This is a genomic window from Pontibacter toksunensis (assembly GCF_042686245.1).
Taxonomy (GTDB): Bacteria; Bacteroidota; Bacteroidia; order Cytophagales; family Hymenobacteraceae; genus Pontibacter; species Pontibacter toksunensis.
In genome coordinates this window covers 26,035-40,222 of the sequence record NZ_JBHUOX010000011.1, presented here as the reverse complement: position 1 = coordinate 40,222, position 14,188 = coordinate 26,035, and the positions used below count along the sequence as shown (strand labels likewise).

General features: G+C 46.4%; 12 protein-coding genes. 7 read left to right on the top strand and 5 right to left on the bottom strand.

The genetic code is table 11. The annotated features are described in order from the left end of the window. The first annotated feature begins 27 nt into the window (after positions 1-27). Positions 28-1,368 carry an amidohydrolase family protein gene (locus ACFS7Z_RS15040; RefSeq protein ID WP_377486016.1) on the top strand — a complete coding sequence of 447 codons (1,341 nt, stop codon included), beginning with the start codon at positions 28-30 and terminating at the stop codon, positions 1,366-1,368. A gap of 673 nt (positions 1,369-2,041) precedes the next feature. On the opposite strand, the gene ACFS7Z_RS15035 is transcribed toward ACFS7Z_RS15040, so the two are convergent. Together ACFS7Z_RS15035 and ACFS7Z_RS15030 are read right to left on the bottom strand one after the other, a co-directional pair. Then, positions 2,042-3,841 (bottom strand): M61 family metallopeptidase, encoded by a 1,800-nt coding sequence (locus ACFS7Z_RS15035; RefSeq protein ID WP_377486014.1) that lies wholly within the window; start codon positions 3,839-3,841, stop codon positions 2,042-2,044. Positions 3,842-4,038: 197 nt separating this feature from the next. Then, the gene (locus ACFS7Z_RS15030) at positions 4,039-5,652 is read right to left on the bottom strand and encodes a catalase (protein ID WP_377486391.1); all 1,614 of its coding nucleotides are present in this window, start codon (positions 5,650-5,652) and stop codon (positions 4,039-4,041) included. Positions 5,653-6,195: 543 nt separating this feature from the next. Between ACFS7Z_RS15030 and ACFS7Z_RS15025 the strand changes: the two genes are divergently transcribed. Together ACFS7Z_RS15025 and ACFS7Z_RS15020 are read left to right on the top strand one after the other, a co-directional pair. After that, a complete protein-coding gene (locus tag ACFS7Z_RS15025) occupies positions 6,196-7,086 on the top strand; it encodes a hypothetical protein (RefSeq protein ID WP_377486012.1) in 891 nt (296 codons plus the stop codon). 135 nt (positions 7,087-7,221) lie between these two features. Then, positions 7,222-7,707 carry an META domain-containing protein gene (locus ACFS7Z_RS15020; protein WP_377486010.1) on the top strand — a complete coding sequence of 162 codons (486 nt, stop codon included), beginning with the start codon at positions 7,222-7,224 and terminating at the stop codon, positions 7,705-7,707. A 197-nt stretch (positions 7,708-7,904) separates the two neighbouring features. On the opposite strand, the gene ACFS7Z_RS15015 is transcribed toward ACFS7Z_RS15020, so the two are convergent. Then, positions 7,905-8,330: a helix-turn-helix domain-containing protein gene (locus ACFS7Z_RS15015; protein WP_377486008.1), complete on the bottom strand. Its 426-nt coding sequence runs from the start codon at positions 8,328-8,330 to the stop codon at positions 7,905-7,907. Between the two features lie 352 nt (positions 8,331-8,682). Here ACFS7Z_RS15015 and ACFS7Z_RS15010 point away from each other — a divergent pair, with 352 nt between their 5' ends. Next, complete coding sequence (locus tag ACFS7Z_RS15010; protein WP_377486006.1) at positions 8,683-8,964, top strand: hypothetical protein; 282 nt, start codon at positions 8,683-8,685, stop codon at positions 8,962-8,964. A 119-nt stretch (positions 8,965-9,083) separates the two neighbouring features. Here ACFS7Z_RS15010 and ACFS7Z_RS15005 read toward each other — a convergent pair whose 3' ends face one another. Together ACFS7Z_RS15005 and ACFS7Z_RS15000 are read right to left on the bottom strand one after the other, a co-directional pair. Then, a complete protein-coding gene (locus tag ACFS7Z_RS15005; RefSeq protein WP_377486004.1) occupies positions 9,084-9,224 on the bottom strand; it encodes a hypothetical protein in 141 nt (46 codons plus the stop codon). A 39-nt stretch (positions 9,225-9,263) separates the two neighbouring features. Then, complete coding sequence (locus ACFS7Z_RS15000) at positions 9,264-9,677, bottom strand: ACT domain-containing protein (protein ID WP_377486002.1); 414 nt, start codon at positions 9,675-9,677, stop codon at positions 9,264-9,266. A 390-nt stretch (positions 9,678-10,067) separates the two neighbouring features. Here ACFS7Z_RS15000 and ACFS7Z_RS14995 point away from each other — a divergent pair, with 390 nt between their 5' ends. The 3 genes from ACFS7Z_RS14995 (at position 10,068) to ACFS7Z_RS14985 (ending at position 13,913) form a co-directional block, all read left to right on the top strand. Beyond that, positions 10,068-10,349 (top strand): hypothetical protein, encoded by a 282-nt coding sequence (locus tag ACFS7Z_RS14995; protein WP_377486000.1) that lies wholly within the window; start codon positions 10,068-10,070, stop codon positions 10,347-10,349. 606 nt (positions 10,350-10,955) lie between these two features. Beyond that, positions 10,956-12,188, top strand: a complete 1,233-nt coding sequence (locus ACFS7Z_RS14990) for a multidrug effflux MFS transporter (protein ID WP_377485998.1) — start codon at positions 10,956-10,958, stop codon at positions 12,186-12,188. 201 nt (positions 12,189-12,389) lie between these two features. After that, the gene (locus tag ACFS7Z_RS14985; RefSeq protein ID WP_377485996.1) at positions 12,390-13,913 is read left to right on the top strand and encodes a gluconokinase; all 1,524 of its coding nucleotides are present in this window, start codon (positions 12,390-12,392) and stop codon (positions 13,911-13,913) included. Positions 13,914-14,188: the final 275 nt, after the last annotated feature.

Sequence of the window (14,188 nt, the reverse complement as noted above, 5' to 3'; positions counted from 1 at the left end):
AATCAACAATATTCAAAAATTGACATCATGAAATTTAAGAACACATATATAACCGCAGCACTAACGGCGCTATTAAGTGTACCAGTGCTGGCACAGGTGCCAGCGCCAGCACCTAAGCAGAGCAAGCCAGTATTGCTGAAAGGCGCCACTTTGCACGTAGGTAACGGGCAGGTAATAGAAAATGCTGCGGTCGCTTTCGACAACGGCAAGATTACATATGCAGGACCGCAGAACGGAGCGAACGTGGGCAGCCATGAGGTAGTGGACGTGACCGGGCAGCATATTTACCCGGGCCTGATTCACCCAAACTCTACGCTGGGCCTGAACGAAGTGGAGAGCGTGCGTGCTACCATAGACTGGCGGGAAGTAGGCGACTTTAACCCGAACGTACGTTCCATTATTGCTTACAACACAGACTCAGACATTATCCCGACGATACGCACGAACGGTGTGTTGATGACGCAACTAACTCCAGTGGGTGGCACCATCTCCGGTTCTTCCAGCATTGTGCAGTTAGATGCCTGGAACTGGGAAGATGCCGTGGTGAAAGCCGATGAGGGTATTCACCTGAACTGGCCAAACATGATTATCCAGACGGGTAACAGCACCGATGAGGCGAGGCTGAAGCGTATGGCGGAGAGCCGGGAAGAGACCCTGACGGAACTGCGGAAACTGATGCGTGATGCGGCGGTATACAAAGCTGGTAAACACGATACAGAGAACCTCAAGTTAGCTTCTATGACTGGCTTATTTGATGGTTCCAAGAAGCTGTACATCCATGCAGACTACGGCAAAGAGATCATTGAGTCTGTGAACTTTGCAAAGCAGCACGGCGTGAAGGAAATTGTTATTGTTGGCGCCGGTGATGCAATAGCCGTAGCTGACTTCCTGAAGGCCAATAATATTTCTGTCATCTACTCGGGTGTACATGCGCTGCCATCACGTGCCGAGGAAGATGTGGACATGCCTTACAAAACGCCTTACCTGTTGCACAAAGCAGGCATTCCGTTCGCGCTGGATTACAACGCCAGTATACATGGTATCCGTAACCTGCCTTACATTGCCGGTACTGCCGCTGCCTATGGTCTGGATAAAGAGCAGGCACTGGCTTCGGTTACATTGAACGCTGCCAAAATTCTGGGTGTAGACAAGCAGGTGGGTTCTGTGGAAGTAGGCAAGGATGCCACCATTGTGGTGTCTGCCGGCGACCTGCTGGACATGCGCACCAGCAACGTTACGCACGCGTACATACAGGGTCGCCAAGTTGACCTGAACAACAAGCAGAAGTATTTGTATGAGAAGTTTGATAACAAGTATAAGGAACAGCAAAAAGCTGCACCTACTAGACCTACTTCTATGAAGAATTAAAGCTTCATTAAGTTGATGATTTGAAAACGAGCTGCCGGTGATTCCGGCAGCTCGTTTTGTTTTACCTTATTGCGTTGTTTATTTCCATAGCAACTGCTAGTGTGTATTTCTTTCTAGGCTATCGTAGTTAGGTTGATCCATGGCCAGCACACCAAGAGTTTCATTGTTTCTCTCTGAGCTCTCAAGGCCGAGTGGCCTCGTCTTTGGGCATCGCGCTGGGAGTTTTTTGCGCTGAAGCGCTGCCGCGCGAGCGGCACCAAAAATCTCCAAAGGCGCTCAACCCAAAGACTAGAAACAGCTTCACTTCGTGCTAATGAATTTAGGTTGCGCTTTTTATGATACTATTGCTTCTATCTTATCTCTATGAACAGGCTTACAAAAATAAGCCGCCGCCCTTGCTGTGTGTTTTCACCAGCAAGCAGAGCTACAGGTCAGTAATTAGAGTTCATCTGTAAACCTCCGGAAGCGAGCTTTTTCACTATTGCAGTTAATCCCCTCCTCGGAGGGGTAGGAGTGGGTTCAAACAAATGAATGAATCCATGCAGATCCAATTGTTGATAGAATATTAAGAATTCGGCATAAGGCAGCAGGAAATCAAAAAGAAAACCCCGCGTTTGTGGCGCAGGGTCCTCAGTAGGATATAAACAAACAATCAAATACTAAACTTAAAATTTTACATATTACGCAGCCAGCTGTTGCGGAGCGCTACCTGCTCCGGCGTGGCCTGCCTGTTCACCTCGAACTGGTGATGCTCTATCTTCTCTTTTTCCTGCATGGTGCAGGCAACCTTAATTTCTTGGCCATCGCGCAGGACGGTTAGAGAATAGGCATCTCCGGGCTTAAGTTGTGCTAACTTAACAAAGGCTTGATTCGCATTTTGAAGTGTCACGGTTTCGCCATTCAGGCCGATCATTTCATCGCTCTTAAGCAGGCCTGTCTGCTGCATAGACTCCTCTACTTCTACAATGCGCAGCTTACCATCTGGTGCGGCAATTGTGTAGCCTAATGCAGCCGTTTTTTCTCCTGTACCTCTCTGCGGAATGTATTCTATACCCAATTTCGCATAATACTCTGCCACTGGCAGTGGCTCTGCCTGCTTCACATAACTGTTAAAGAAGTCTGCAATTTCCGGGTAAGTTTTGGCTGTGAAAACATCAAAGAATTCGTTCTCCGGGAATGCTTTCTTCGGTCCGTATTCCTTGGATAGTTCATTAATAACTTCGCGCAAACCACGCTTGCCACCTGAGAGTTCGAGCAGTCTGATGTCCAGCAGGGCTGCTGTAACTGCGCCTCTGTTGTAGATATTGCCGTACCGCCTGTTGCCTTCGGGCGTATAAGAAGTTAAGCTGAGTTCCTGCAGGCTGTAGTTGTTACCCAGCATATCGTTTACCTGCAGCTTATTGCTGATGTCGTTGAGGTAAGCATTTAAATCCAGCATGCCGCCGCGCAGCTGCATCATGTCGGAGGCCCACTCGGTAGTGCCTTCGTAGAGCCACAGGTGCTGTGATGGTGTTGGCTGCACAAAGTTAAACTGCTCAATAATTTCGCTGTGGATGTTCAGCGGCGTAATGATGTGGAAGAACTCATGTGAGGCAATGTCTGTCACCTGCTGTGCATGTGCAGGTGTCAGGTCCTGCTCCTTCAGTACATATTCTGAACTGTAAGAATGCTCCCAGGCACCCCAGTCCTGGTCTTCGAAATGGTACAGAAACGTATAACGATCCACCGGGAAATCAACCACAAACTTATTGGCTGCATCCAGCATGGCGGTCATGTGCTGCAGCAGGTCCTGCGACTTTATCTTATCTGTTTTGGAATAAGTATAAATGTCGATAGTGGTGTCTTTAAATTTGGTCTCGGCCTTGGTAAGTCTGCCTAAAAGGAAAGGGGAGTCTACTACGTGATCATAGCTGTCGGCGGTGTAGTAGCCTTTCTTATCCATTTTAAGGGCTGTTCCTGTCAGCCACTCCTGCGGGTGCTCCAGCCTGATACGCATCGGGGCAGCCTGTAGCCCTTTCAGATAGCCAAAAATACCCTGCCCGTTAATAAGCGCATGATCCTGCTCGAGAGAGGTGCCGCACATGCCGTATACCTTTTTATCTTCTACAGGAGTATCCCAGGTTTCCGCAATATGGTAGGTAATACGGCGTACTTTTTTCGGGTCGCTCAACTCAAACTGGTTCACGCTGATTTGCTTTACCGCAATTTCCCGCCCCTTTTTATCGAAAGCTTTGAAGTTCTCTACAAAGCGGCCAATGTCCATTGTCTGGTAGGTGCCGGGGGCAGTAGCCGCAAACTGGAAAATGTTGTTTTCAGGGGAAAGGCCTTTCACTTCCAGGGCCACTTTTAAGCGGTCGTCGGCGCGGTCGTTCAGGTTGACGCTATAAGTTAACTCAGGCCCTTTGGCTGCCTCTGCGTCCGGAGCGAACGAGAGTAGGGCCATCAGGCTTAAGGCAGCGGTAAGTTTGTTCATAAGCTCGGAAGAGGCAGTTTCTATCGGATAAAGAAAAGGAACTCCTTTGTCTCCGCCTAAAGATTTAGATGAACTGCCCAATATTCTCGACGTTCAGAGTTAGAACATCAGCCGCCACCATTAACAGGGTGCAGGTAAAAAGAAAGGCCGCAAAATTTTGCAGCCTTTCTTTTAGTATGTTCTTCTTATGTTAAAGATTAGTAAGGTTTGGCGGGATGTGATTTCTCCTGAGCCTGTTTCACTGCTTCCTTACCAGAGGTATTGCCCTCCGGCCCGTCAGTGCCTTCTATCTTCTCTTTCATCTTCATCATCTTCTCTGTCGCCATTTGGATGCCTTCTCTTACACGACGGCCATAATCTTCATCGGCCTGAGTGAAATACTCCAGCATCTTGTCCTGTATGCGCTTATCACAGGAAGCCAAGTCGTTCGACAGGTTCATGACTAACTCATCACGCTCCCAATCCTCGAAGTTGCGGTAGGTTTCGCCTGCCTGCTTGAACTGGTTTTTGCGGTCAATAGCCTGTCGCATCAGGTTGGCCTCGTAACGCGGCATATAATCTTTGCCTGGTTTCGGAGCCTCTGTTAAACCACCTAAAATAGATGGTTCATAATTTACGTGCTTGTTCTGGCCTTGGGCGAAATCTGTTTTGTAAGACATTTGTCCGCCGCGCTGGTTTGTTGCAACCTGGTTTTTAGGCGCGTTGATCGGCAGTTGTAAGTAATTGGCTCCAACCCGGTAACGCTGTGTATCGGAATAGGAGAAGGTGCGTCCCTGTAACATCTTGTCATCTGAGAAATCCAGACCGTCTACCAATACCCCGGTACCAAAAGCTGATTGCTCTACCTCGTTGAAGTAGTCTTCCGGGTTTCTGTTAAGGGTCATTTTCCCCACCGGCATGAAGGGGAACTGGTCTTGTGGCCATAGCTTGGTGTCATCTAACGGATCGAAATCCAGTTCCGGATGCTCATCATCGCTCATTATTTGCACGTTCAACTCCCATTCAGGGAAGTCGCCGCGCTCAATAGCCTCATACAAATCCTGCGTGGCGTGGTTGAAGTTTTTTGCTTGAATTTCCTGTGCTTCTTTGCCTGTCAGGTTACGGATACCCTGCTTTAGTGGCTCCCAATGGTACTTTACCAGCACGGCTTCACCGTCTTTGTTCACCCACTTATAGGTATTTACTCCAGAGCCCTGCATCTGGCGATAGTTAGCCGGAATACCCCAGGGCGAATAGAGGAACGTAACCATATGGGTTGCCTCCGGAGTACCGGAGAAAAAGTCAAAAATGCGTCCTGCGCTCTGTATATTTGTGATAGGGTCTGGCTTCTGGGAATGAATCAGGTCAGGAAACTTCATGGCATCCCGGATAAAGAAAATCTTGAGGTTGTTACCTACCAGGTCCCAGTTACCGTCTTCGGTATAAAACTTAACGGCAAAGCCTCGGGGGTCACGCAGCGTTTCAGGGGATCCGGACGGGTGTCCAACAGTAGAGAAGCGAACAAACACAGGAGTTTCTTTTCCTTCTTCCTGAAACAGTTTTGCACGTGTATATTTTGCTATAGGTTGATCTCCTACTTTACCATAAGCTTTGAAAACGCCATGTGCACCTGCTCCTCTGGCATGTACCACACGTTCCGGAATACGCTCTCTATCAAAATGCGATATTTTTTCAATAAAATGATAGTTCTCCATGGTGGCAGGTCCACGGTTGCCGACAGTCCGGATGTTCTGGTTGTCTGTAACCGGATGGCCTTGGCGGGTGGTGAGCCTGTTGCCTTGCTGGCCATTCTGCCCATTGCCGGAATTCATTCCGCCGTTTTCATTATGGTTGTTCTTACCGTTTTCGCTGTTTTCTTTCATAATATTGATTTACTGGTTTGATGAGAGACATGAAGCCTTTTATGCTTATACTTTATATAAGGCTGATTTGGTTATAGATTTTATCTATGAACTATCTAGATAATTTATAAGAGGTTCTTCTAAAGTATACGAGCGTTGCAGAGGAATTGTGCAGCGGCGGGCACTATGAAACCTTGGTATTTGAAATGGTGCCTGAGGTGGAGGTCTGTACTTAGTGTTCAGAGTTAGTTAATTCTTGAAAGAAAGCAACATTAGCCTGGCTAAGAGTTCGGCTGTGTTCATTGTTGACAGTGGCCGAGCAGGCATTGCCAGCGCTGGCTGTGATAGAAGATGTCGCCAAAGGAAAATTCCCTGTATAACTGCGGCTTTAACTGGAGAGAGTATACTTCCAGCATCACTTTAAGAGGCATTTTAGAGGCAGAAAATAACGTTGGCGGCTCAGGTTCGTTTATATAGGTAATATTAGAACCAAAATTTAAACGAACTATAACTATGGAAAGAGACGATCAATATTATAACCGAGACTACCGCAACAATAACCGTAACAGAAACCAGGGAAATCGAAAAAACGACGAGCAGTTTGAAAACTACAGAGACCGCTACAGCAGCGGCGGCAATTATTATGGTATGCGCGATGAAGACGCCGAGTACCGTAATGTGCGCAGCACTGGCAGCAACACCTATGGTGCAGGACCTGTAGGAGGTTACGGTTCCAGCAGCTATCGTGGAACACAGGACAATGACAGTGAGCAGTACCGCTACGGCGACCCGAACCCGCATATGGACTATGACAGAAACGGTGGCTATGAGCGTACCAGAGGCACAGGCTGGCGCGATAACAACGACAGGTATACGAACAATACCCGGAACAACATTAACGACAGCGGCAGAGACCAGGGAAGAGACGGCGGATACTCTCGTGGTGACAACAGCTACCAGTATAGCGGCAGCGGAAGACGCTATGGTGAGTTTGGCACTGACGAAGGCAGAACCTATAACCGGGACAGAAACAGCGGCTATAACATGGGCACAGAAGATTCCTACTATGACCGTTCGGACTTTAAGTATGACCGCTCAGACAACGATTTCCGTGGTACTGACCGAAGTAGAGATAATGCCTATAGCCGCGATAATGACCGATACTTAGACGATGACGACTTCCGCTACAGTGGCCGCATCCAAAACTCAGGTAGCGACCGTGACGACAACTATGCTACCGGACTTTACGCGTCAAATCGTTCTTACCTCAGCGATCAGCAGTCCGACAGTGATGGAGACCGTGTAAGCAGCCGTCACAACCGTCACGGCAGGTCAGGCCCGGACTACCGTGCCAGCTCAGCCGCTACAAATTATAGTGAAAATGGAGGCGAAGTTCGTGGATAACGAATGTTGAATTCAAGGAAAGCAAAAAGCCCGCTCCGTGTGGGCTTTTTGTTGTTCTATACTTTAGACAGAGCCTTGCATAAATACGTGCACAAGCTGTAAAACCTGGAATAACCACTTTTAAACCATATAGAAATGAACAAACTTATCGCGATACTTCAGGTGGCACTCCTGCTGCTTTTTCTATGTAACTCCTGTACCCTAAAGAAAAGTACTCTTACAACTGAAACAGAAATTATTCAAGATGCTTACTGGTTGTTGGTGTCGCTGGAGGGGCAGGACGTGCAGGCGCCGAAAGACACACGCACAGCTTACATTCGTTTCGAGGAAAAGGAGAATGATTTCAGTGGGTTCACAGGCTGTAACAGGTTGAATGGCCATTATACTTTAACAGAGCAGCGCCTGCAGCTATCAGACATAAGCACCACCCGAATGGCATGCGCCAGCATGCTGATGGAGAATAAAATGCTGGAGGTGCTCGGACGAGTGGACTCTTACCGTATTGCCGGTGATGTGCTCACGCTGTATGCCGGAGAACAGGCCGTGGCTACTTTCATGACGGGCAACCTTGAGATCATGCAAAGGGACATGGACAGGAACACAACCAACGATAATAAATAGGCATTTTTGACATAGTGCTGTATTGTAGAATCCAGCTTCTTTAAAAGAAGCCCGATTCTGGACTTCACCTAATGATAGGGGAGGTGATGCCATTTCCGCAACATCAGTATCTGCTTCATCCCTCCGGAGCACTGTGTAATTCTACTCACTCTGGTTGTTAAAATGGCAGCTACCTCTTCAGCGCACAAACTGTAGAATTACTTGCCTTGCGAAGTTTTGATCAGCAGTTCGTTGAAGTTCTCCAGCAAAGCAATGTATTTGCGCTGCAGGGTTACAAGTTCCTGCTCACATTCTTTCATGTTATTCGGCTTGTAAGGCTCCTGGGGAGCTCCATCGAACTGCAGCAGCAGGTTATTGCTGGCAGGTGCCTGTGGCTTTGGAACCTCTTTTTTTACAGTTTTACCCAGATGCGGAAACTCCAAAGAGAAGTCATGGTGTATCACCTCACCTAACTTGAGTATAAAGCTGTACGGTATACTTGATTCTTTGAACTTGTTGTAAAGGGTTTTGCGGCTAATGCCAAGCTTTTCTGCGACCACACCTACTGCCACACCGCTCGCTTTAATGGCGTCTTTGATTATTTCACCTCTGTGTATACCTGTTTTTATATCTAACTGCTGCATGTTACCTGGTTGTGTAAGGGCGTATATGTATACAAATATAGGTAACCGATATGTATGATTTGTGAATGTGGACAAATTTTACACGACGGTGAAAGCGTGGTTTGGGCTCTTTTGCTTATATCTTGCTAAAAAACAAGATGTTGTTATAATGCAGGCTCTTTTTAGCAAATCCTTTCCTTCTGTTTGTACACATATTATCCACATTAAAAGTAGCTTTCGGTACCCCAGAATGTAATAAAGTGTAAAGATGACGTGCCGACAGCGTAAACAGGCAAATTATTTGGAAAAACACGTAAACAATGCAGGTTAAACACGTATTTTCTAGTATGCTAATTTAATTACGCATTCAGTTATGTTGAAGAACAGTGCCAAAAAGGCTGTAGAAGATGTATTAAACATTGAACTGGGGGAGAAAGAGTCTCAGGAATTATATTACAGCATTTGCAACTACTTGATTGATCATGATGATGCTTGCTACATTGGTGTGATCAGGTTTAAATATTCACTGCTCTGCGATGGAATAGACAGTGACATAAGCGACTATTTTATAATGGAATTTATGCTGGAGAAAATGAGGAAAAAGCATCCCATTATACTGATGGCGCTGACTAACCTTGTTATCAGTAAAAACTAAATTTCCCTTTTATTGCGGAATAGCCACAAAAGAATATTTTAGCGTAAGCCCAACGTTTTCATTGGATGTAACATAAAGAAGCCGCCTTTTTATAAAGCTAAAAAGGCGGCTTCTTTATGTTACATCAGGTAGTAGTTTTCAGGAGCCAACGGCTTAGGCACATCCTCCTCTTGGAGTACCTGCATGATGTTGATTTCTATGGTCCTGGCAATAGCCGTTACAGCTGTGTCTGTTGGTTTGTTCCTGAATGGGTCCTGCATGTGCTTACCTGTAGCTGAAATAAGTTAACTGCTTTGCTTTCAAATTGACCTGACTTGCGATGATAGGTCTTCTAGTACCTGCATCGCTTTAGCGGCATCTTTGGCTGGCACAAAAATATGGTCATGATAGTAGGCTGCCACCACATTGCAGCTGATACCGGCTTCTGCAAGTGCCTTAGAGAAAGCAGCTGTTAACCCTACGGCTTCCAGTGAGGAGTGTACTTTCAGTGTAATCCAGGAAGAGACATAGGTATAGAGCACCCCTGCGGTGTCCGCTGCTTTTTTGGGTAAAACTACGGTCAGGCCTTCTTTTTCTTTAAAGTTGAAAAGTACATCAGCAAACACTAAGGTACTCGTGTCGTGAACAGTACAGAATACATATTCTCCTTCGTTTAGTTCAGGTTGCATGTGCAGCAGCAGTAGAGCAAGGTTCTTTTCTCCTTTTAAATCCATAAAACAATCATACGTGTAGAAATGGCCTCAGGCGCTCTGTTTTGGCTGGGCTGAAGTAAACTCCCTTATTTAAGAAACTGCCTGCGGTAGATTACTTCGCCCAAAAATATTTTAAAAAACAGTCACTGCAATTGCTGCTTCTATATTTCAAATAAATTATGCTTTGCAGCACATTGAAAGCGAATTTTTTCACGTTACAGGAAAACACAAAGCCATCTATCTTGCACTTTTATAGAGTATAAATACGTAGATTCATAAGTATTAATAACTATCTACTGTGTTGTGTAGTATATTTGAGTTAAGAATCTATACACAGACAGTGGTTGATATCCTTAAACAGTTGAGGAGAAAGTTATGCACGTGCTGTATTACAATTATATGGTGCTCTAAATGAATGAATTAGATTGTTTTTACGAAAAGTTATATGCCTGCGATTTCATAGCGTTGACTCCAATCAATGAAGGTCTCTTTTATTGCAGGTTCTACTCTAAGGGGCTCTACCTCGACAGAATGTTTATAACTGACTTAAGCCTTCAGGAAGAGCTTATTTTATTAAGTGAGGAAGATGAAATTATTAATGAAGAGAATGTGTCGCGTTTGAAGGACAAATTTGTAGCCTTCTCTAGATCGAAAGATGAAGAAGGAACGCTTGAAACCGCAGGCGGAGAATAATCCTTTTCTGCTTTATTGCCCAAAAGTAGACAGTTTACATCACCCTGACTATAGCCTTGTATGGTTTCCTGCAAGGCTTTCCTGTTCAGCAAATTTATGTTATAAAAGTCAATATAACAGGAGTTGTACTTGGTGAGGTGTTCCCATATTTGCCTTAAAGCAGTGCCGCAACTGGTGCTCCTTATTTAAACGCTGACACAGCAGCATGAGAGCAGTTAAGCCGCGACTGAAGATATACACTACTGGCTTTGTTTGAATTATAGCGTTGCAGCTTTGCCATACCGTAGCTAACTAAATAATAAACAGATTGTACGCCTCTCTCATACGCGCAGCATGAATACTGTTTTAGTATAAACTGAGTTTCCGAAGAATCTTGAGCCTGCCTATAAATCCTTTAATGAATAAAAAAAGCCAACAGGAGAGAAGCAGCTACACAACATTTCTGATAACCACCGCTAACAATGTTGTGCCTCTGGCAAAAAGCATGTGGCTTAATACTTTTCTTACGGCATAAGAAGAGGTTAATCAAAATAATTGTGGCTTTCATAAAACTTTAAATAGCAGCTTTTGTTTATGAATGTTATAACTTTGAAGTTTGAATGATTCATGACACGTAAAGAGTATTTTATAATAATATTAATACTAGGGGCTTTGGCAACCATAAGCCCGTTTTCAATCGATATGTACCTGCCCGGATTTCCGGCTATTGCTAAAGATTTAAACACCTCCATTGCCCAGATTCAGTTGTCCTTAACCAGTTACTTGGTAGGCATCTCGGCAGGTCAGCTGCTGTATGGTCCGCTTCTCGACCGGTTTGGCAGGAAGAAGCCCCTCTATCTCGGCCTTGCCATTTATTTGCTGGCATCCCTGGGTTGCGCTTTTACAGATTCGGTGGAGTCTTTGATTGCGATGCGCTTTTTGCAGGCGTTAGGAGGGTGTGCCGGTATGGTGGCAGCCCAGGCACTAGTACGGGACTTGTTCCCTGTAAACAAAACGGCACAGGCGTTTTCACTGATTACGCTTGTTATCGCAGTGTCTCCGATGATAGCGCCCACAGTAGGCGGTTATGTAACAGCAGCTTTCGGATGGCACTATGTCTTTATTATACTTGCCATTATCACGGCGCTTATTTTAGGAAGCATTCATTTTGCTTTGCCAGAGGGGAAACAGCCGGATACAACTATGTCGCTACGGCCAAAGCCGGTGCTGACCAACTTTTACACGGTGCTAAAACAACCCCAGTTTTTAGTATATGCACTTGTAGGAGGTATAGCTACCTCTGCTCCGTTTGCCTACATCGCGGGTTCTGCTGATGTTTTCATGAACATGTACCACGTAAGTGAGCAGATGTACGGATGGATATTCGCCTTTCTGGCTTTTGCTATGATTGGGTCCACGCAGCTGAACCATATTCTGCTGAAGAGATACAAGAGCCAGCAAATCATTAACTTCACCTTATTTTACCAGACAGCTACTGGTGCCTTGCTGGTTGTAGGTACCTGGTACGGGTGGTTTGGGATGTACAGCCTTATCCTGTTGATGTTCGTTTTCCTGACAGGGCAGGGGCTGACCAACCCCAATGCCACAGCGCTTTCCCTGGCTCCGTTCTCTAAGCATGCCGGCAGTGCATCTGCTTTAATGGGAAGCTTTCGAATGGCGATGGCCGGCGTGGTGACTGCTGCCGTGAGTGTCTTTCACAACAGCACAGCCATGCCTATGGTAAGTGTAATGTCTGCCTGTGCGCTGGGGGGGCTGGTTATACTATCGATTAGTAAGCGAAATGTACGCTATCAGGCAAGCCAGCAGGAGATAGAGGAAGATACATCCGTTGTGGTGTAGTACACAGTAGTCATACTTCTTCAGAAAGCCCCAGTTTTTTTAACCAGGGGCTTTCTGTTTTTAAGCGTGCTCAGCGGCCTCTTTAATGAGACATACTTTAAGCGAGCTAGTCCTTAAACTGGAATGAAACCCGGAGCCTGAACTGGAACATAACTTCTTGCGGGGCATATCACGTACCTTTAGTTGAACCAAAGTAAAGAAATGAAGCAACAGGCCTTTATTGGAATGGACATAGGTACCACCAGTACCAAAGCAGTAGCTTTTGATGTGAACGGCAATATGCTGTTTCGTGAAGCAATCGAGTATCCCATTATCAGCACAAGGCCTGATTATGCAGAGCAGGACCCGGAAGTGGTTTTCAAAGCAGTACTGGATACCCTCCGCGCAGTTGTGGCAGCACTTGTAACAAGTGGGGTAGAAATGGCGGGCGTATGTTTCAGCAGTGCCATGCACAGCCTTATTGCGGTGGATGCGCAGGGCATTCCACTCACTAACTGCATTATATGGGCAGATACCCGAAGCAGGGTATATGCAACCAACCTGAAGGAGAGCGTTATTGGCCACGACATTTACCTGCACACCGGAACACCGCTGCACCCCATGTCGCCGCTGCCAAAGCTGCGTTGGCTGCGAGACCACGAGCCGGAACTCTTTAAAAACACAGCTAAGTTCATTGGCATAAAAGAGTATGTGTTCTTCAGGTTATTCGGGGAGTATAAAATTGACTTTTCCATCGCTTCCGCCACAGGGCTGTTCAATATCTTTAAATTCGAATGGCACATAGATGCCTTGGAGTTAGCCGGGATCACCAAAGACAAACTCTCTGATCCTGTACCGCCTACACATACCTTCCGCAATATGAATCCGGCCTATGCCGCGCTACTCAACCTACCTGCTTCCGTTCCGTTCGTGATTGGGGCAAGCGATGGCTGCCTGGCTAATTTAGGGTCCAATGCCGTATTGCCCGGAGATGCCGTTGTCACGATTGGTACCAGTGGTGCAGTACGGGTGATGGCAAACGAACCGGCCACCGATATACAGGAACGCATTTTCAGTTACATACTTACTCCTGAGCGCTTTGTGCTGGGCGGAGCAGTAAACAACGGAGGAGTGGTGCTCCGCTGGTTCCGCGACAACTTTTATTCATTGGAAGCAGCCCTTGCCAAGCAGAAAGACAAAGAAATTTATGATCAGTTGAATGAGAAAGCCGCTGCTGTGCCACCCGGTGCCGACGGACTGATTTTCCTGCCGTACCTGTTGGGCGAGCGTGCCCCCATCTGGGATCCTGCTGCACGGGCCTGCTTTTTCGGCGTGCACTATAACCATACCCGCGAGCATTTCCTGCGTGCGCTTATGGAGGGTGTCATGTACAACGTGTATAGTGTTGGCAAGGCACTGGAGCAAACGACAGGGCCAATCAAAGTTATCTATGCAAATGGCGGCTTCTCCCGATCCAGCCTGTGGGTACAGATGCTGGCTGATATTTTCAATAAAGAGGTTCACATCACCGATACCCATGAAGGTTCAGCCTTGGGTGCGGCTATTATGGGTATGCATGCCCTGGGCCTTATCACCAGCCTTGAAGAAGCCGCCAATATGGTGAGGGTGAAACAAACCTTTTTGCCGAACCCAAAGCTGCATGCGCGGTACATGCAAAGTTTTTCGCTGTTCGATGAACTCTACCCGAAGCTAAAAGAATGCCTTCATAAAGCTGCTCATTATTAAGGTTTATCTATAAGCACCGGATTTAAACTGATGTCCGTATCTCCGGCCCGGTATGCTGTGTACTGATGAAGGCAGGTTATCAGAATACCTCAGGTCTCAGGGCTAAGGCACTGCATCATCTACTACAAAAGGTTGTTGCGGTGCTTTAGATCCTCCTGCTTTCCAGGAAAAGCGTTCGATGAATCTGTGCTTGTCGCGTTGGGTGTATGACCGGAAGAGGGCATGACCCTAAAGGTGGCTTTGGCATAATTGCAAATATTCTGATAGCAACCGCA

Coding starts and splice junctions, on each gene's coding strand:
- ACFS7Z_RS15040 (WP_377486016.1), top strand. CDS start 28: ATGAAATTTAAGAACACATATATAACCGCAGCACTAACGGCGCTATTA.
- ACFS7Z_RS15035 (WP_377486014.1), bottom strand. CDS start 3,841: ATGAACAAACTTACCGCTGCCTTAAGCCTGATGGCCCTACTCTCGTTC.
- ACFS7Z_RS15030 (WP_377486391.1), bottom strand. CDS start 5,652: ATGAATTCCGGCAATGGGCAGAATGGCCAGCAAGGCAACAGGCTCACC.
- ACFS7Z_RS15025 (WP_377486012.1), top strand. CDS start 6,196: ATGGAAAGAGACGATCAATATTATAACCGAGACTACCGCAACAATAAC.
- ACFS7Z_RS15020 (WP_377486010.1), top strand. CDS start 7,222: ATGAACAAACTTATCGCGATACTTCAGGTGGCACTCCTGCTGCTTTTT.
- ACFS7Z_RS15015 (WP_377486008.1), bottom strand. CDS start 8,330: ATGCAGCAGTTAGATATAAAAACAGGTATACACAGAGGTGAAATAATC.
- ACFS7Z_RS15010 (WP_377486006.1), top strand. CDS start 8,683: ATGTTGAAGAACAGTGCCAAAAAGGCTGTAGAAGATGTATTAAACATT.
- ACFS7Z_RS15005 (WP_377486004.1), bottom strand. CDS start 9,224: ATGCAGGACCCATTCAGGAACAAACCAACAGACACAGCTGTAACGGCT.
- ACFS7Z_RS15000 (WP_377486002.1), bottom strand. CDS start 9,677: ATGGATTTAAAAGGAGAAAAGAACCTTGCTCTACTGCTGCTGCACATG.
- ACFS7Z_RS14995 (WP_377486000.1), top strand. CDS start 10,068: ATGAATGAATTAGATTGTTTTTACGAAAAGTTATATGCCTGCGATTTC.
- ACFS7Z_RS14990 (WP_377485998.1), top strand. CDS start 10,956: ATGACACGTAAAGAGTATTTTATAATAATATTAATACTAGGGGCTTTG.
- ACFS7Z_RS14985 (WP_377485996.1), top strand. CDS start 12,390: ATGAAGCAACAGGCCTTTATTGGAATGGACATAGGTACCACCAGTACC.